We start from the raw sequence: 17,405 nt of genomic DNA, 5'->3' as shown, positions 1-17,405 counted from the left end.
AAATTGCTTATTCAATTGTTTTTTTGTATTTTTTTAACATATCACAATAATATTGATCAGGGTAAACATCTTGCTCAATATTCTCTGAAAAGTCTTGCATAAGTCGCCATATTCTTAACAAAAGTTGGTTGTCATTTGCTTTAAAAAAGACCAAAAAGAAACGATGATGCTTTTCCTCTTTCGACAAAGATGAATCAGCTAAAATCTCTCTCAGCTGTGTTAATTGTTGATCGGAAAGGGAATCAATGGATAATACATAGTTTTCTAATACTTTTTTCGCTTGTTGTAACTCTTCTTGTATTTGAGAATCTTGTAAGACAAATGAAGCTAACAATTCTACGGCGTGGTACGTTTGATAATCCCTTAAATACGTACCTTCTCCTTGCCTTGTTTCGATTATCCCCAATAATTCAATAGCTCTTAAAGCTTCTCTAACAGAGGATCTAGCTGCATCTAATTGCACAGATAACTGCCTTTCAGATGGCAGTTTATCTCCAGGTAAATACCCATCTTCTTTGATAAGACGTTGAATTTCACTTAGCACTTGCTGATATACTTTACTGCGCTCTGACATCACTTTCCCCCTGTTAAAGTCTTTACTGGTCAGACCAATTAACTACTACATTATATCAGATCAATAAATGATGTAAAGAGGCACCCTTCTATGAAGAATGCCTAATCACTACATTATCTTCTCCAAAATATTGTTTTAACTCTTTGACAACATTCCACGCGCTATCTAGACTATAGTGACTCGATAACTTAAACAATTGTCGTTGACTCTCTTGATAAAGGTAAACAGTTGAAGACCCGGGAAACTTCGTCGCTAACTCTTCCAATTTCGCTAATGATTCTTCTTGCTCATCTAGTACTTTAATGTATACACTGTCTGTGGTTAGTTGCTTCTCTTCCAGTTGATATGGTTGAATATCATTGACAATTAATTGTTTTTTTTCATTTCGTTCTTCTAATTTTCCTTCCACAAACACGAAACTATCTTCTTCAAGCCAATGATTTACTTGTCGGAATATATTAGGAAATATGACGGTATCCATTTCCCCCGATTCATCCGAGATCGTTGCAAAAGCCATTGTTTCTCCTTTTTTAGTTCGGATAACTTTTAGCGACTGGACTACGGCAGCCATTTTTATCTTTTTCTGCTTTAGCTGGTTTGCTTGTTCGATCGAAACATATCCATACTTACGAATTTTATCACGTACCTGAGCTAATGGATGAGTCGATACAAAAAAACCTATCACTTCTTTCTCCATCATCAATTGCTTCATAATTGGATAGGGATCTGTCTCTGTATAAGAAACATCTAACGCTAAATCCCCCTCAAAGAAATGAATTTGATCATCAAATTCTCTAAATAACTCGCCTTGTTCCATTGCCTCATCAAGACTAGCTAACAGGGTTGCACGGTTGTCATGCAGTTCATCAAATGCTCCAGCTAATATGAGTGACTCAATAATTGTCCGGTTGATTTTTTGCAAGGGTACACGTAAGCAAAAATCAAATAAATTTTTAAATCGCTGATTTTTGCGGGCATCCAATATCGTTTGTACAGCTTGAAATCCTATTCCTTTAATCATATTTAAGCCAATTCTGATACTACCATTTTCTGCTTTGAATTTACCGATACTATGATTAATCGATGGCGGTAAAACCGCAATATTTCTGTTTTTCGCTTCTCGCAAATAAATTTGGATTTTTTCACTGTTTCCCATATGCATACTCAACATTTCAATAAAGAAAGCAACAGGATAATTTGCTTTTAGGTATGCTAATTGATAGGCAATAACACTATAGGCAACAGCATGACTTCGGTTAAATCCATAATTAGAGAATCGGACAATCCAATCAAAAACTTCTTCTGCCGTCTGGTTATGGTACCCATTTTTCAAACTTCCATTGATGAATTTTTGTTTGTTCTCCATTAAAAGGGTTTTATCTTTCTTACTGACTGCCCTTCTCAGAATATCTGCTTCACCATATGTAAAACCAGCCATTTTATGAACAATTTGCATAATCTGTTCCTGATAAACGAGCACACCATATGTTTTTTCCAATATCGAGGTTAAATCAGGATGAAGGTGAGGTATTTCCTTCTTTTTGTGTTTGCGCTCGATATAGGTTGGGATAAACTCCATTGGACCTGGTCGATACAAGGCATTTACTGCTACGATATCTTCAAAATTTGTCGGGCGTAATTCCCGTAAAACTTTTTGCATCCCTTGCGATTCTAGTTGAAAAATACCATTTGTTTCTCCTTTTTGCAAAAGTCTATAGGTATTTTCATCATCAAAGGGGATGTCTTGTAAAGAAATAATCTGCTTATGATGATATTCAATTTGTTTTAAAATCTTCTCAATCAATGTCAAGTTACGTAATCCGAGAAAGTCAATTTTTAACAAACCAATTTTCTCCAGATCATTCATAGGATATTGCGTAAGCTCAACATTACTTTGAGATGGCATTGTTGCGACGTGTTGTGTCATCTCTTGATCACTAATAATAACGCCGGCAGCGTGTGTTGATACATGTCGAGGGAGACCTTCAAGCTGATTAGCAATTTTAAATAAACGTCTCAACTGCTCCGATTGTTTAACATACTCCGTTAATTCCGTTGTTTGCTTTAATAATGCCGCAATACTACTATTACTATCCTTTGGCAATGCCTTTAAAATATAAGCCTGATCATTATCAGGTATGTCTAAAACTTTAAAAAGCTCTCTTAATAAAGATCGTGCCGCAAATGTTCCGAAAGTGATGATTTGTGCTACATGATCACTTCCATATTTCTCTACAACATAACGAATCACTTGATCTCTCTTCTCATCGGAAAAGTCTATATCAATATCAGGCATCGTCACACGATCCGGATTTAAAAATCGTTCAAATAATAAATCATATTGAATTGGGTCAACATCTGTAATACCTAGTAGATAGGCGACAAGGGAACCGGCAGCTGAGCCACGACCTGGTCCAACCATAATTTGATTTTCTTTGGCATAATTTACAAAGTCCCAAACAATGAGAAAATAATCACTAAAGCCCATCGATTGAATAACATCAATTTCATAGTGGAGGCGATCTGTAATCTCGTCTGTTACATGGGAATATTTATCAGGTATTTGTTTTTCACATAATTCCTCTAAATATTGATCGGCATGGATACCACCTGGGACAGGATATTTAGGTAATAACCTTTGTCCTAAACGAAGTTCAATTTGACACTGTGCTGCTAACTGGTTAGCTTCGGTCAGTAACTCTGGCCATGCTCGAAAAGCTATGTTTAGTTCATCAGCAGATTTTAAATAGGTACCTTCCACATCCTCCAACATTTCCTTATTCCATTTCACACCTTGATCCATAGCTCGTAAACAACTATAAGCAACCACTTCTTGCTTATTCAAGTATCTTATATCTGACAAAGCGACCTTTTTAATATTCAGTTGTTCAAGGATGTTACGCTGATCGACCAACTGTTCTGATACACCGAGATAGATATTGTTCCAACCACTATGCGAACTAATTTGTTGGAGATTTGCTTCTATTTGTGCTACTGACCATTGTTCGGCAGGCAGAATGGTAAAAAGTGATTCATCGTAGTTCTTCATCATATCGATCGTTATTTTTTCACCGTGCTGCAGTGCTGTACTTATTTGTAGCAAATGCTTGTAGCCTGTTGCATTTTTAGCTAAAGCAATGACGGCAACTGAATACTCATGGAGTTCAATGCGATAAGAAAGCCCGATAATTGGATTAATGCCTGCCTTCTTACATGCTTGATAAAAAGGAATTGCACCATGCAGGATTCCTTCGTCCGTCAATGCCAGGTGCTGATAGCCATAACTTTTCGCCTGTTTGACTAACGGTTCGATTTGGATCGTACTATTCATTAAAGAGTAGCCACTTTTCAGTTGCAGTGCAGATAAATCCGACATATTATCACCTCCTAGTGCAATGCGATCAAATGTTTCGTTCCTTTATTATATCAGACCTTGTGCAACTTGTAAGTTAGTAAACATATAGTAGACAAGTTTGCCATATATTTTAATTAAGGATTAAATTAATTCCCGGGAGGGGTGTGAATGGAAGAACGCTTCATGGCAACGATGATTCAATGTTATTTTATCGCTTTTGGTGTAATGATTGGTGGTTCGATCATTGGGAGTATAGGTGCATTTGTAGCTGGCGATGCCCCATTCACACATATTAACCGGATTGCTAAAAATTTACGCATTTGGGCTATTGTTGCAGCAATTGGCGGTACTTTTGATGCCATCTATAATTTTGAAAGAGGTATCTACGAAGGATCTACTATTGATTTAGTAAAACAAATTTTACTAATTATTACTGCAATGGGCGGTGCACATACTGCACTATTAATTATCGAATGGATTATTCAAGAGGAGATACAATAATGCACATTCCACCGTATCACAAACGTCCATCTTGGCAACGATTTCTGGCCGGTGTTGCGATTGGTACGATTATCGGCTATTTAATCTTTATTTACATGTTTGGCGAATTACAAGAAAAGTGGATTGAAGAAAATCTGGCATTGCGCGGAGATCTTCAGGACCTTAGACAAAGCTATGAAAATTTACGAAAAAATCATGAAGCACTTGATCAGCAAACAAAACAAGGTTTGCAGGTTGGAGAAATTAATATTGAATTTTTAAATCTGGAAGAATTGAATATAGACTCTGACCGAATTATGATTCAACAATTAGAAGATGCTGTTCGAACCGAGGCATCTCATGCTATCGGAAAAAGCGTGGAGGAGATTATCAATTCCATTGATTTACTTATTTCGACTATTGAAAACAAAACTATTAATATAGATGATTTCAGGTTTCAAGCAGAAGTTCGCAGAATTATTGTAACGGAGACAGTATATTTATCGATCGAACTTAAGATGGCACAATCCTAATCATTTCTCAAGGTCATACAACACTTGCTGACCTTGAGAGATGATCTCTTAAGGTTATTGCTCTTTACATACTTCTTCTAAATCAGCCAAAACATCGTCTACTTTCTCCCACTGATGAATTTTAGCACCAGATGCAAGCGGATGTCCGCCACCTTCATAATTTGCTGCTACTTGATTAATAACAGGGCCTTTGGAGCGGATTCGAACACGAATAACATCGTCTTCTTCGACAAATATCACCCATACTTTGATCCCCTCAATATCTCCTAACACCCCTACCACAGAGCTAGTCTCCGATGCCTCTACCTCAAACTCATTTAAAATATCCTTTGTTAATTTGACATAGCTTACACCAGCTTCTGATACAGATATATTTTGAAGAATGTAGCCTTTCAATTTGGCAATGTTTAAGTTTGTTTTGTACATTTCTTCATACATCTCAGAGCGGTCAAAATTATATGCAACTAATTCTGAGGCATATTGGAAAGTCCTTTCGGTCGTACTCGGAAATAAAAAGCGACCAGTATCACCAACTATTCCACTATACAAAAGAAAGGCAGCTCTATCAGACATTTTTAACCCGTTGTCTTTGTGTTCTCTATAAAAATGGTAAATCATTTCACTTGTGGAACTCGCATCTACATCTATCCATTGCAGTTCTCCATAAGCATCCACTACTGGATGATGATCGATTTTCACCACTTCCTTGGCTTGCTCGAAACGTTGATCAGAAATTCTTTCTTGATTTGCTGTGTCACATACAATAACAAGGGCATTTGAATAAACATTGTCATCAATATCATCCATTGTTGCTAGGAATGATAAAGAGGCTTCCTCTTCACCAACTACATATACATTTTTAGCTGGAAAGCTTGCTTTAATAATTTCGGCAAGTCCACTTTGAGATCCGTATGCATCAGGATCAGGACGAACATGGCGGTGAATGATAATCGTATCGTACTGTTTTATTTTCTCTAATATTTGCGACATTACTGACATATATATACTCCTTTTTTAGTACCTATTATTTTTTCACTAGCAATTCTATTATAGTCACGATACAATAGAAAGGTATTTTTATCTAGCATATAGCTCGTTATGTTATTGGAGGTTTTTACTATGGTTATTTTCCCCATCATGATTATCTTATCGTTTATGATGTATATTTATTATAAAGTAATGATAATACGGGATCGTGATCCACTGATGCAAGAGATTAAAAATGCCAAAGCTCGGATAGCATTGGGTGTTTTTATCGGCGTTTTTGGTGTCAATCAATACTTATATTATCAAACACAGCTTGCTTTATTTATAACACTTGTATTTCTTTTCTTTGGAGTTGTACAAGGATATGGTGGTATTAAACGTTTGTCTCATTATAAGGGAGAATTTCAAAAAAGAGCACAAACGAATCAATAACTTTTCTAATAACCTTAACGCACCATCCACAAATTGAGACGATGATCAGTAGTGGCACCGGGATAACTCTCTTTTGCGGATTTGCTTTTAAATCATTCTGAGGTTTGTATTAGAGGTGCAATACGTTCCGGCAAGATACTTGGCTTCGCGGGAGCGGACATTTATTCCGTTATTTGTGACAATAATGCCATTTTTATCATGTTGTCGGACATCCATTCCGCTATTCTTTAAAAAACAATGCTTTTTTTGTCAAAAGTCATCAAATAAGGGATTAAATGTCCGCACGCATCGAAAAAATGGGATTATTCAGTCAAATAACGTACTAAATGTCCGCTTACCACATAATAGCATTCTCGTGATGCTACTGAAAATATTCTTGAGTTTTCAGTTATTATCCAAAGTTAGCTCTACTACTGATTTAACGATCAATTAACTGTGCCATCAGCATCGCTTTTCCAACTACTTTTTTCTCATGATATACCTCTATATCAACTTTTGCCGACTTTCTGCCAACATCGATAATTTTGGGCTGAAAGGTAACCGTTGTTTCTAATTGAATAGGTTTGATGAAATAAACTGTAATATTCTCCACAACCAAGTCACCTTTCTTCTGATACCGCAACAATCTTCGCGCCGCTTCAATGACAAAGGAAACAAATACGCCATAAGATAACGTTCCTAGTTGGTTCGTCATTTGTGGAGTGATCTCGGCATGATAAGTAGCATGTTGTGGATCTGAAGGTGAATGATCAAAATAATTTGAAACGATATCATCAATAGTTTCACCGACTTGCGGCTGTTTTTGAATGTGCTGAAGTGCTTTCAACACATCTTGACGAGAAATAAGTCCCTCCAATTGATGATGATGATCGACAACAGGCATGATTTCTATACCTTCCCAGACCATCATATGTGCCGCATATGCCAAGGAAGTTTCTTTCATCACGGTTAACGGATTTTTGGTCATCACCTTTTCGATTAACATATCCATCTTACGTCCAATCACATCTTTTGATGTAACAATTCCTACCACTTTATGTTTTTCATCCACTACAGGATAGCGACTATGTGTTGTTTGTTCTTCCCATTCATACCATTTGGCAACTTGGTCTTTCGTTTTTAAAAAATATGTATCTTCTACCTTCGTATAAATATCACCAACTAACACTATTTCTTTTTTGATGAGCTGATCATAAATAGCACGATTAATCATCGCAGCTACGGTAAAAGTATCATAACTTGTTGAAATAATCGGTAATTGTTTTTGATCTGCTAATTGCTTGGTTGTATCATCTGTATCAAATCCACCAGTAATAAGTACAGCCGCACCTTCTTTTAACGCTAATTGATGGGCTTCTGTACGATTACCAACGATCAAAAGCGAATCCTTTTCGGTATAGCGCATCATTGCATCAAGCTTCATCGCACCGATAACAAACTTGTTTAATGTTTTGTATAAACCGTCTCTTCCTCCAAGTACTTGCCCATCTACAATACTTACAATTTCGGCAAAGGTTAGATTTTCAAAGTTTTCTTTTTGTTTGCGTTCGATTCGAATGGTTCCAACGCGCTCAATGGTACTAACCAGCCCCTTGTTCTCTGCTTCTTTTATGGCACGATAAGCTGTTCCTTCACTTACATTAAGCTCTTTGGCAATTTGTCTTACTGATATTTTATTTCCTACTTTTAAAGATTCAATAAAGGATAGAATTTGTTCATGTTTTGTAGCCAATCGCTTTTCACCATTCTTTCATCTGTACTAGTATATTTTCTCTTATTATAATTATACAGTTGTTCATTGTAATATTCAATTTTTTCTTGAAATATTATGCATTTCTTATGGTTATTAAATAATCAAGTTATACTGTTTTATCTCTTATTAATTATCTGTATTAATAAAAAAATATGGGTTGGATGTTCCTACCTATTGATTATTTATCGATCAAAGACGAACCTAGAAAATGTCAACAGCTTATCCTTTCTTTCATAGGCAAATTCATTTCAATTGAAACCCCTTCTTCTTTAACCTGGGTCGAATCAGAAATTATCCGATATGCTCAACGGGTATTACGCCCCATAAAAACGGACTTATCAACTTAAGTAAGTCTATGAATTTCTTGCGGACATTTGTTCCGTAAAATAGCAAAAAAAGGGGTATTCACGGCTTGTAACGGACATCTATTCCTTTATTCATCGAAATTATGCTCCCTATTTAACGATTTTACCTAAAATAACGGAATAAATGTCCGCTCAGCAACCCTGTTTTATCGTATCAACTCATTGGTCATCCATGACATCAAAAAAGGTCAAAGCAATATCGCTTTGACCTTTTTCTTATAATTCTACATGTTCTCCTGGTTTCAGGTGAACGCCTTTTCCTGTTTTTACTTGGTTGCAGAATGCTTCTCCATCTTGTTCGATTAATGGGAACGTGTTGTAGTGCATTGGTACAACTTGCTTTGCTTGTATCCAATCAGCTGCAATTAAAGCATCCTCTGGTCCCATTGTAAAGTTATCACCAATTGGTAAAAATGCTAAGTCAATATCATTCATATCTCCTATTAATTTCAAATCAGAAAATAATCCTGTATCACCTGCATGATAAATCGTTTTTCCCTCAGCAAAGAATAATATACCTCCAGGCATACCACCATAAATTTTGTTTCCTTCCTCATCCTCAAACATGGAGCCATGGAAGGCAGGTGTAAATTTCACTTTGCCGAAATCAAATGTATGTGCACCACCAATATGCATTGGATGTGTATTCAACCCTCGCGAACCGAGGTACACAGCTAATTCGTTTGGTGCCACTATAAGACAGTTGGTGCGCTCTCCAATACTGACCGTATCACCAACATGATCATTATGTCCATGCGTTAACAGAATAACATCTGGTTCTTGCTCATCTGGATCCAAATCACTCGTTCCGTTACCTGAGATAAATGGGTCAATTAATATCGTATGTTCGGATGTTTGAATTTTGACACATGATTGTCCGTGGAAAGATACTTTCATGCAAATATGCACTCCTTTTCACTATATTATTCTATTTCCGTTTTTCCCATTTAAGGTTTATTTAAACATGAATTAATAATATTGCCAAGAATTTTCATAGATTTCTATTAGTCTAGGGTTAATTAAGGTATTGACCTCTAATTCTTTCTGTTCACCGTTCTTTTCCAATATGTTCTCGTCTTCATCCTTGCCAAAAATGGTGAGGGTTTGTAGCATCTCATCTGTTATAAAATCCGTCTCGACATCAATGGCTAACGAATCAACATTTATCTGCTCCCTACTTGCCATTACAAATCCCCAATTACCAAAACTCGGTACATCTACATGGAAATTTTCCACTTCTAAACCAGTGGAAGCAATTGTATTCGAAATCGTCCAATAGACTTCACGAGCAAATACTGGGCTTGTTGCTTGTACCATTATCGCACCACCGGGCTGTAAGTGGTTGCGAACCAATGAATAGAATTCTTTCGTATATAATTTATTAAGACTTTCATTATTAGGATCTGGCAAATCTACGAAAATGGCGTCATACCAATCGTCACTTTGCTCTAGAAATTCAAATGCATCCTGATTAACCACTTTAACATGCTCATTTTGTAAGGAGTGATCATTTAGCGCCAGAAGATGCGGATTTGAATTGGCCAATTCTACAACAGCTGGATCTAAATCAACTAATGTTATGTTATTGATGTCTGGATATTTTAACAATTCCCTTACAGCTAATCCATCACCACCACCAAGAACTAACACTTCTTCATGACTTTCGGTATATGCCATTGCCGGATGGACTAATACTTCATGGTATCGATGTTCATCAATCGAACTCAACTGCAATGCCCCATCTAGATATAGCCGAATATCTTCGTCCTGTTTGGTAATGACGATTTTTTGGTATTGACTTTCTTCGAGATGGACAATCGGATCATTATAAATTTTTTGCTCAAAAGATAAAACTAGTGATTCGCCAAAAATCAAACCAGCTAATAACATGAGAGCGATGATTCCCCCAACAATTCCATGCAAAGTTTTTTTGATTAACTCCTTACGAAATAAATAAAGAACAACTAATGCTACAGAAAGGTTAATCAACCCTACTAAAAAAGCGGTCTTTACCATTCCCAATTGTGGTCGTAATAAGAAGACAAATAATAAACCACCAATTAAACCACCAGCATAATCAGAAAATAACACTCTCGCCGTACTTCGCTGTAATGTAACCCCTATTTCATTAGCTTTCCTGATTAAAATCGGTAACTCAACACCAGTTAATGCACCAATGATTAACGTAATGGAATAAAGAAATAATGCATCTGTTCCATCAGAAAAAAAGGCGGTTGCTGCAAACATGAGAAAGCTAGAAAATCCGCCAATCAAAGCAACAAGAAATTCTATGTAAATAAAAGATAAAATTAAATGTTTCGTTACTTTCTCACTTAAACTTGCACCAATTCCCATACCGGTCAGGAATAAGGAAATGGTTAATGTATATTGCTTTACACCATCACCTAAAATATAAGACCCTAGGGCACCGAATAATACTTCGAATATAATCCCACAGATCGATACGATACCTGATGCCCAATAAATAAAATGACTTTGCTTTACTTTTATCTCTTCCATACCTATTCCACACTTCCTAAGTAGTCACGATTGGAAAAGCCTGACCTTTTATGTATTGATGGTCAGGCTTTCTGTACCTTATGTGATAGATGATCCGATAACAAATGCCAAACCGACAGAAACAGCAAACGATATAATTCCGACTGCAACATTATTGGCCTTCAGTTGGTCCTCAACGGAAAATTTACGTGTGATCCCTTCAAATATAAGGTAAGCTATTAGTTGCAATACAACTCCATACGCTCCCCATATTAATGTTTCGACTACATCAATACTATGATAAATAGCAAATGATAAGATGATACAAATTCCAATTATTTTTCCTGCGATGGATAGTGCAATAGCTTGATTACCATCCCTTACCTGCTCCCAATCCTTATATTTAGTTGTCAACCATTCAAAAATGACCAACCCAATAATCACAATAATAATTGCAGCAATAAAATAAATAAATGTTGAAATAAAAGGTTCCATATTCAACTCTCCTTTTTTATTATTTTCCTGAACTAGGTCCGCCTCCACGAAAAGAACCTAAACCTCTGTTAGTCGTAGTACCACCCTTATTATAACTGCGTGATGTAGAGTAGCCGCCATAACAGTCATTGGAACTGCAGTAACTCCGTCTATTAGACACCCAGTTATTGCCAAAGAAACTGTCGAGCATGCGGATAGTAAAATATGTAGTTAAGAAATTAGGTGAATAATTTTTACGAACAAATTGCTCACTTGCGACTTCGATAAATGTTGCATTATCTAGCTCTTCACTGTCTTTGATAATAATAAACAAGTCAGAGTAAGCAAGGATTTGTTGACCATCGATATAGTCACTAACCTCTTGTGGTTTTTTAATGTCAGCCAAGAGATCGGCTAGCTCCTCTACTTCAAACAGCAGTGTTCCATAGACATTTGCAGTTGTGTCGTCACCCACAACAGAATCAACAAACGGGAAATTGTTGGATATAAGTGCTTCCATATCTGAGTTATTGGTCGATTTCAACTGGTTAATTATTTCATCTTTTGTTTCGGAAACCTGCAGATCTTCTTCTAAGATAGCATCGGATTCGTCAAATGCAGATAAATTACTGAACGAATTTGAATTACAACCTGCGAGTAAAATAAAAAATAGCAAGGTAACACTTAAGCCTATCTTTTTATTCACGCCAAAATCACCTCCTGCTTTCGTCCTAAATGTATCCATGAGAAAGAGGGTGTTCCAGACGTTTAGCACCATATAAGGTTAACTAACTGCTGAAACCCCCCGCTTATGTTTGTTACTCTTTTCCTAATTTCTTTTTAAGAGCTGCTAGTTCGTCATCGACATCACTTTTTTCTAAATCTTCAAATTCATCATCTAGTGACTTGCTTGCGGAAGATAAGTCTTCACTTGTGTCAGCTTCTGCTTCAAACTGCATCACTTTTTCCTCCATACGTTCAAACCCTTGTTTCGAAGCATCATTCCCAATAGATGACATAGTACGGTTCATTTTCGTACGAGTTTTTGCTGATTCTGCTCTTGCTTTTAGAGAATCTTTCTTCAATTGCATTTGTTGATATTCTTTTTTCATTTCATCTAATTTTTCACGTAGCTGATCTGCATCGCGTTTAGCACGCTCCCAAGATTCACGAAGCGTATTAGCTTGGGCTTCTTGTTCGTTCTTATCCTCTAAAGCACGACGAGCAAGGTCTTCGTTGCCAGCTTCAATAGCTTTTTCTGCTTGTGCTTGTCGCTTTTCTACTAGTGATTGTGCATCATCTGTCTTTCTTTTTAACATTTTTTCATTGGCAATTTGCTTAGCTACTGCTGATTCTACCTCGCGGATATCAGACTCCATATCACGCATGAACTGGTCAAGCATTTTCACCGGATCTTCTGCTTTGTCTAACATTGAATTCAACTCTGAGCTTACTACTGTTTTTACACGTTTGAAAAATTGAAACATATTAAATTCCTCCTAATAATGTTTAATGTGAACCTGCAATAATTTTAACCTCATAATTTTCAATTGGGTAACCAATGCTTGCTTCTACATCACTATTCCACTCTTCCACACTAATAAAAGATTCTTCAGCTGCATCACAATACTCAGCATAACGTATACGTTGACCTGTAAGCGAACTGCTTCGTCCCTCACCAGTCACATCTGCCTGGCCACTTTCATCTAGAGAGTAGGTTTTGTTATTATATACTAGCTGGTTAGGGAAATTGTCTGCTTCAGGAAGCTGAATTTTTTCATAAATACCTAGTTCCAATTCATCATCCATCTCGGCAGATAACCAAATTGTCCTGCCTTCCCCTAAAAGCTGGTAACTGTACCACTTATAATTGTTTTGTCTGTAGATTATTTTTCCAACTACTTCGTAATCTGCTAAATCATATTCAACAATATCCCCCACTTCTATTGAAAGCAGATCTCTTTTTCTGACAGTTGCTTTCTTTTCTTTTTTATTAAATAACTTGGAAAAGAAACCCAATGGTACACCTCTTTTCTTCCTTTAATGGGTTGTTATAATTAGATACGATCCATGTTAAAAAAGGTTTCAGTTTTTTTAAAAAAATTTATCGATGTTGATGAATAACATCTAATCCGCCTGTCACATCCACAACAGTACCTGTTACCATATCTGCATCGTTTTCACAGAAAAACATCACCGTTCGGGCAATATCTTCACCTGTTCCAGAACGCCCAATCGGTGTATCGGGATCTTCGGTCTTTCTGCTTTCCATTATCGATGCTTCCTTCATCTCTCCAACAATGTCGCCTGGACATACCATATTCGAAGTAATACCATTTTCGGCTTCTTCATATGCAATAGACTTGGTTAATGATACTAACCCCACCTTCGCAGCCGAAAAAGCAGCTCGATTAACCCAGCCAGCTGCAGTATTAGCACTCTGAAAGCCATAATTGACAACTCTTCCAAAATGCTGCTTTCGCATTGCTGGTATTGTTAATTGTAACAGATGAAAGACAGCATCTAAATTGCCGCGAATCATTTGATTCCATTCCTCTTCTGTATGGTCGATTAATTTTTTCCTTTCGAATATAAATGGTCCTGCATTATTTATTAAATAATCAATGGTTCCAAACCTTTCCACGGCTTTTTTCACAGCCTTTGTTAGATCATCTTTTTTACAGACATCAGCTTGAATGATTTCAATCGATGCATCTGGGAATTTTTCTAACATTTCTTTTGCACGCTGATGATCCCTGAAGTATGTAATAGAAACAGCATGTCCTTTATTGATAAATGCCTCTGTTACTTTTAACCCTAGGCCTTTTGTTCCAGCCGTAATAAAGGCGTGTCCCATGTTATTTCCTCCTTAAACTTACTTCTCTCTTATCTTATATGTTACATGATTGTTTTATTTTTTTCTATTAAAGTGTAGACAATTTCTATTTAAGAGTAAAGTTTTATCAATGGTTAATCGTGGTATATGAATAATAAGAAAAGTGGAGAGCGCCCGTTAGAAACGTAGTGACTGGAGCTAACAACTGAGATAAAGGAATCACTGAGAAAAGCGAGCCGATGATGACTTATCGTAGGATGACTCGTGAAGTCGCCTAGTTTCTGGGCGCTCGGAGCTAGACATCTGCGCAAATTTATACTTTCTGGTCTAAGAAAAATTTATTCAACCTTTCACCTGTAAGCGGATACATGATATAATGAGACTATAGACTTGAAGGGAGAGATAATGATGCCTTTTGAATATGGTCGTATTTTAGTAGCAGTGGATGGTTCAGATGCTTCAGAATTAGCATTCAAGAAAGCTGTTGACATCGTTCTAAGAAATGATGCGAAGATGTTTTTAGCGCATGTGATTGATACAAGAACTATTACCACTGTTGCACCTGAAGTATATGATCAAACACTTGCAGCCCGCTCAGAAAATTATGCGCAAACACTACTTGATGAATATAAAGATAAAGCGAGTAAGAAAGGAATTACAGATATTACGACACATGTAGAAATTGGGTCACCGAAAATTAAAATCCCGAAAGATCTAGCTAAAAAGTTTGACGCCGATTTGATTATATGTGGTGCAACTGGAATGAATGCAGTGGAAAGATTTTTAATAGGAAGTGTTTCAGAAAGTATTACCAGATATGCTAAATGTGATGTGTTAGTGGTTAGGAGTTAATAGCTTCCTTTAATTACAGTTTTACAAATGATAGAGAGAAGTCATAATCTCTCTATCATTTGTATTGTAAAAAGGCCGTATTTTTAAATGAAAGTTACATATTAAGTTTAATATCTTAGGAAAACCATTACACATTTCTGAATTATTTGAAAAATTAGAATTTTTTTATTTTTTTTAATTAATTAATTTCTTGCCTTTTATATGGTATAGTTATTTTCGTGTCTACTTGTATTTGATAATAAGCGACAACATTCTACAACCATATATAAAGGTTGTTATCGTTATTATCAAATGTAAAATGTAGGAGATGTTTTGTTAATTTATTTAACAGCCCACTTACATTAAATAACCTTTCCTATATAATAATTGGGGATAGATTTTGGATAAAAGGAGGTCATACTTTGAACAGTAATCAAATTGATCAAGCAAATATCAAAATTAAAAAAGCTGAAAGTCCATGGAAAAGGTCTTTAAAAGACTTTTATAAAAAGCTGGTAAAAAACAAAAGTGCGCTAGTTGGAGGATATTTAATCCTTATTCTTATCATTATAGCAATAATAGGTCCACATCTTACCAGTATTGACCCGGATACCCCAGATTATGGCATAAAACTTCAAGGTCCATCTGGTGAGCATTGGTTTGGTACAGACCATCATGGCAGAGATATTTTCACTCGAGTTATTCATGGTCTAGGCATCACCATGTTCATCGGTTTTACTGCTACAATTCTAGGTAGTCTTGTTGGTGTGATTATTGGAATCATATCAGGGTACTATGGTGGCAAAATTGATTCTGTCATCATGCGTTTGATGGATATACTATTAGCATTCCCTGGCATCTTATTAGCACTAGCGTTGGTTAGTATTTTAGAACCTAGTCGTGCAAATGTTATTTATGCGATATCTATATTTGCGATTCCTACCTTTGCACGGATTGTACGAGGATCTACACTAGCTACTAAGAACTTGGAGTATATTGATGCCATGAAAGCTTTAGGTGCATCAGATTTGCGAATAATTTCAAAACATATTTTTCCAAACATTCTATCTCCCATTATTATACAAATGAGTTTGTTTATCGCAAATGCGGTATTAACTGCAAGTGGTCTCTCATTCTTAGGAATGGGTGAACAACCTCCATCCCCTGAGTTAGGTGCATTATTAAGTGATGGACGAGACTTCATGTGGGATGCAGGACATATCGCTCTATTCCCTGGCTTAGTCATCATGCTAATTGTACTAGCTTTTAATGTATTCGGGGATGGCTTACGAGATGCATTAGATCCTAAGATGAATAAAAAATAAAGGAAGAAGGTGCGCCAATGTTTCAATTTATTGTCAGACGTATCATTCAATTGATCCCTGTACTTTTAGGTGTATCCATTATTGTATTTTCACTTATGCACCTTACTCCAGGGAACCCAGCTCAAATCATTGCTGGTGAGAGTGCTCCAAAAGAAACAATTGAGCAAATAGAAAATAGATTAGGTCTCAATGATCCTATCCCAGTTCAATATTTTAATTTCGTTAAAGACGCTGTTATGTTAGACTTCGGAAGTTCATGGAGAACAAGCTTACCAGTCAGTCAAGAACTATGGCCCAAATTTTGGGTTACCTTTGAATTAGCGGTTTATAGTACAATATTTAGTGTATTCCTAGGCTTAATAGCAGGTATTATCTCAGCTGTGAGACAATATTCATTTGCTGATGTAGGAATTATGCTAGTAGCTTTATTCGGGTTGTCCATGCCAAACTTCTGGTTCGGTTTAATGCTTATGCAATGGTTTTCAATTAAACTTGGTTGGTTGCCACCAACAGGCTGGGGGTCACCTGAGCAAGTTATTTTGCCGGTTATAACCTTAGGAACAATGGGTGCAGCTGTAGTCGCCCGAATGACACGATCAAGTATGCTTGATGTCATTTCTCAAGATTATATACGTACAGCAAGAGCAAAAGGGTTAAAAGAACGAGTAGTTATATACAGACATGCTCTCAAAAATGCGCTGATACCGGTCGTAACTGTGATTGGTTTACAGTTTGGTAGTTTACTAGCTGGTGCAGTTTTAACGGAGTCTGTATTTGCTATTAATGGTATGGGAAAATTAATCATTGATCGAATCCTTGCTAGAGACTTCCCTGTTGTGCAGGCTGCTGTACTAATTATCGCAGTGGTTTTTGTATTTGTTAACTTAATCGTCGATATATCTTATAAATTTCTAAACAAACGAATTGATATGGATTAACTCATTCAGAAAGAGGTGAGCGA

The 17,405-nt window shown here is 36.4% G+C and carries 17 protein-coding genes; 6 read left to right on the top strand and 11 right to left on the bottom strand.

Annotated elements, in window-relative coordinates; genetic code table 11:
- Positions 1-7 precede the first annotated feature (7 nt).
- Together GH715_RS01695 and dnaE are read right to left on the bottom strand one after the other, a co-directional pair.
- Positions 8-574, bottom strand: coding sequence for a FadR/GntR family transcriptional regulator (locus tag GH715_RS01695; RefSeq protein WP_153834114.1), 567 nt, complete (start codon positions 572-574; stop codon positions 8-10).
- Between the two features lie 88 nt (positions 575-662).
- On the bottom strand, positions 663-3,950 hold the full coding sequence (dnaE, locus tag GH715_RS01690) for a DNA polymerase III subunit alpha (protein WP_153834113.1): 3,288 nt from the start codon (positions 3,948-3,950) through the stop codon (positions 663-665).
- A 147-nt stretch (positions 3,951-4,097) separates the two neighbouring features.
- On the opposite strand from dnaE, the gene ytrH reads away from it, so the two are divergent.
- Positions 4,098-4,430 carry a sporulation membrane protein YtrH gene (gene ytrH, locus GH715_RS01685; protein ID WP_018933542.1) on the top strand — a complete coding sequence of 111 codons (333 nt, stop codon included), beginning with the start codon at positions 4,098-4,100 and terminating at the stop codon, positions 4,428-4,430.
- Positions 4,430-4,942, top strand: a complete 513-nt coding sequence (gene ytrI, locus GH715_RS01680; RefSeq protein ID WP_153834112.1) for a sporulation membrane protein YtrI — start codon at positions 4,430-4,432, stop codon at positions 4,940-4,942. The genes ytrH and ytrI overlap by 1 nt, the downstream gene beginning before the upstream one ends.
- A 54-nt stretch (positions 4,943-4,996) precedes the next feature.
- Here the strand turns inward: ytrI and GH715_RS01675 are convergent, their stop codons facing one another.
- A complete protein-coding gene (locus GH715_RS01675; RefSeq protein WP_153834111.1) occupies positions 4,997-5,941 on the bottom strand; it encodes a DHH family phosphoesterase in 945 nt (314 codons plus the stop codon).
- Between the two features lie 120 nt (positions 5,942-6,061).
- On the opposite strand from GH715_RS01675, the gene GH715_RS01670 reads away from it, so the two are divergent.
- Positions 6,062-6,361 carry a YtpI family protein gene (locus tag GH715_RS01670; RefSeq protein ID WP_153834110.1) on the top strand — a complete coding sequence of 100 codons (300 nt, stop codon included), beginning with the start codon at positions 6,062-6,064 and terminating at the stop codon, positions 6,359-6,361.
- A gap of 418 nt (positions 6,362-6,779) precedes the next feature.
- Here GH715_RS01670 and GH715_RS01665 read toward each other — a convergent pair whose 3' ends face one another.
- The 8 genes from GH715_RS01665 to GH715_RS01630 all read right to left on the bottom strand — a co-directional run bounded on the left by GH715_RS01665 (position 6,780) and on the right by GH715_RS01630 (position 14,309).
- Complete coding sequence (locus GH715_RS01665) at positions 6,780-8,093, bottom strand: DRTGG domain-containing protein (protein ID WP_153834109.1); 1,314 nt, start codon at positions 8,091-8,093, stop codon at positions 6,780-6,782.
- Positions 8,094-8,695: 602 nt separating this feature from the next.
- Positions 8,696-9,376, bottom strand: a complete 681-nt coding sequence (locus GH715_RS01660) for a metal-dependent hydrolase (protein ID WP_153834108.1) — start codon at positions 9,374-9,376, stop codon at positions 8,696-8,698.
- 72 nt (positions 9,377-9,448) lie between these two features.
- Entirely contained in the window at positions 9,449-10,999 is a 1,551-nt protein-coding gene (locus GH715_RS01655) for a polyamine aminopropyltransferase (RefSeq protein ID WP_153834107.1), read from the bottom strand.
- Between the two features lie 78 nt (positions 11,000-11,077).
- Positions 11,078-11,473, bottom strand: coding sequence for a DUF350 domain-containing protein (locus GH715_RS01650; protein ID WP_153834106.1), 396 nt, complete (start codon positions 11,471-11,473; stop codon positions 11,078-11,080).
- Positions 11,474-11,492: 19 nt separating this feature from the next.
- A complete protein-coding gene (locus tag GH715_RS01645) occupies positions 11,493-12,158 on the bottom strand; it encodes a DUF4247 domain-containing protein (protein ID WP_240469333.1) in 666 nt (221 codons plus the stop codon).
- Positions 12,159-12,270: 112 nt separating this feature from the next.
- The gene (locus GH715_RS01640) at positions 12,271-12,939 is read right to left on the bottom strand and encodes a PspA/IM30 family protein (RefSeq protein WP_018933551.1); all 669 of its coding nucleotides are present in this window, start codon (positions 12,937-12,939) and stop codon (positions 12,271-12,273) included.
- Positions 12,940-12,961: 22 nt separating this feature from the next.
- Positions 12,962-13,471 (bottom strand): DUF4178 domain-containing protein, encoded by a 510-nt coding sequence (locus GH715_RS01635; RefSeq protein ID WP_153834104.1) that lies wholly within the window; start codon positions 13,469-13,471, stop codon positions 12,962-12,964.
- A gap of 85 nt (positions 13,472-13,556) precedes the next feature.
- Positions 13,557-14,309, bottom strand: a complete 753-nt coding sequence (locus GH715_RS01630) for an SDR family oxidoreductase (protein ID WP_153834103.1) — start codon at positions 14,307-14,309, stop codon at positions 13,557-13,559.
- A gap of 387 nt (positions 14,310-14,696) precedes the next feature.
- Here GH715_RS01630 and GH715_RS01625 point away from each other — a divergent pair, with 387 nt between their 5' ends.
- The 3 genes from GH715_RS01625 to GH715_RS01615 all read left to right on the top strand — a co-directional run bounded on the left by GH715_RS01625 (position 14,697) and on the right by GH715_RS01615 (position 17,382).
- On the top strand, positions 14,697-15,140 hold the full coding sequence (locus tag GH715_RS01625; protein ID WP_153834102.1) for a universal stress protein: 444 nt from the start codon (positions 14,697-14,699) through the stop codon (positions 15,138-15,140).
- A 401-nt stretch (positions 15,141-15,541) separates the two neighbouring features.
- Entirely contained in the window at positions 15,542-16,444 is a 903-nt protein-coding gene (locus tag GH715_RS01620) for an ABC transporter permease (RefSeq protein ID WP_153834101.1), read from the top strand.
- Positions 16,445-16,461: 17 nt separating this feature from the next.
- Complete coding sequence (locus GH715_RS01615) at positions 16,462-17,382, top strand: ABC transporter permease (protein WP_153834100.1); 921 nt, start codon at positions 16,462-16,464, stop codon at positions 17,380-17,382.
- The last annotated feature ends 23 nt before the right edge of the window (positions 17,383-17,405 follow it).

This window comes from Gracilibacillus thailandensis, from assembly GCF_010994055.1.
GTDB classification, from domain to species: domain Bacteria; phylum Bacillota; class Bacilli; order Bacillales; family Amphibacillaceae; genus Gracilibacillus; species Gracilibacillus lacisalsi.
This window is presented reverse-complemented; position numbering and strand designations above follow the sequence as displayed.

Excerpts from the sequence above, each read along its gene's own strand:
- GH715_RS01675 (WP_153834111.1), bottom strand. The coding sequence starts at position 5,941 with ATGTCAGTAATGTCGCAAATATTAGAGAAAATAAAACAGTACGATACG.
- dnaE (WP_153834113.1), bottom strand. The coding sequence starts at position 3,950 with ATGTCGGATTTATCTGCACTGCAACTGAAAAGTGGCTACTCTTTAATG.
- GH715_RS01625 (WP_153834102.1), top strand. The coding sequence starts at position 14,697 with ATGCCTTTTGAATATGGTCGTATTTTAGTAGCAGTGGATGGTTCAGAT.
- GH715_RS01630 (WP_153834103.1), bottom strand. The coding sequence starts at position 14,309 with ATGGGACACGCCTTTATTACGGCTGGAACAAAAGGCCTAGGGTTAAAA.
- GH715_RS01670 (WP_153834110.1), top strand. The coding sequence starts at position 6,062 with ATGGTTATTTTCCCCATCATGATTATCTTATCGTTTATGATGTATATT.
- GH715_RS01660 (WP_153834108.1), bottom strand. The coding sequence starts at position 9,376 with ATGAAAGTATCTTTCCACGGACAATCATGTGTCAAAATTCAAACATCC.
- GH715_RS01655 (WP_153834107.1), bottom strand. The coding sequence starts at position 10,999 with ATGGAAGAGATAAAAGTAAAGCAAAGTCATTTTATTTATTGGGCATCA.
- ytrH (WP_018933542.1), top strand. The coding sequence starts at position 4,098 with ATGGAAGAACGCTTCATGGCAACGATGATTCAATGTTATTTTATCGCT.
- GH715_RS01640 (WP_018933551.1), bottom strand. The coding sequence starts at position 12,939 with ATGTTTCAATTTTTCAAACGTGTAAAAACAGTAGTAAGCTCAGAGTTG.
- ytrI (WP_153834112.1), top strand. The coding sequence starts at position 4,430 with ATGCACATTCCACCGTATCACAAACGTCCATCTTGGCAACGATTTCTG.
- GH715_RS01615 (WP_153834100.1), top strand. The coding sequence starts at position 16,462 with ATGTTTCAATTTATTGTCAGACGTATCATTCAATTGATCCCTGTACTT.
- GH715_RS01650 (WP_153834106.1), bottom strand. The coding sequence starts at position 11,473 with ATGGAACCTTTTATTTCAACATTTATTTATTTTATTGCTGCAATTATT.
- GH715_RS01695 (WP_153834114.1), bottom strand. The coding sequence starts at position 574 with ATGTCAGAGCGCAGTAAAGTATATCAGCAAGTGCTAAGTGAAATTCAA.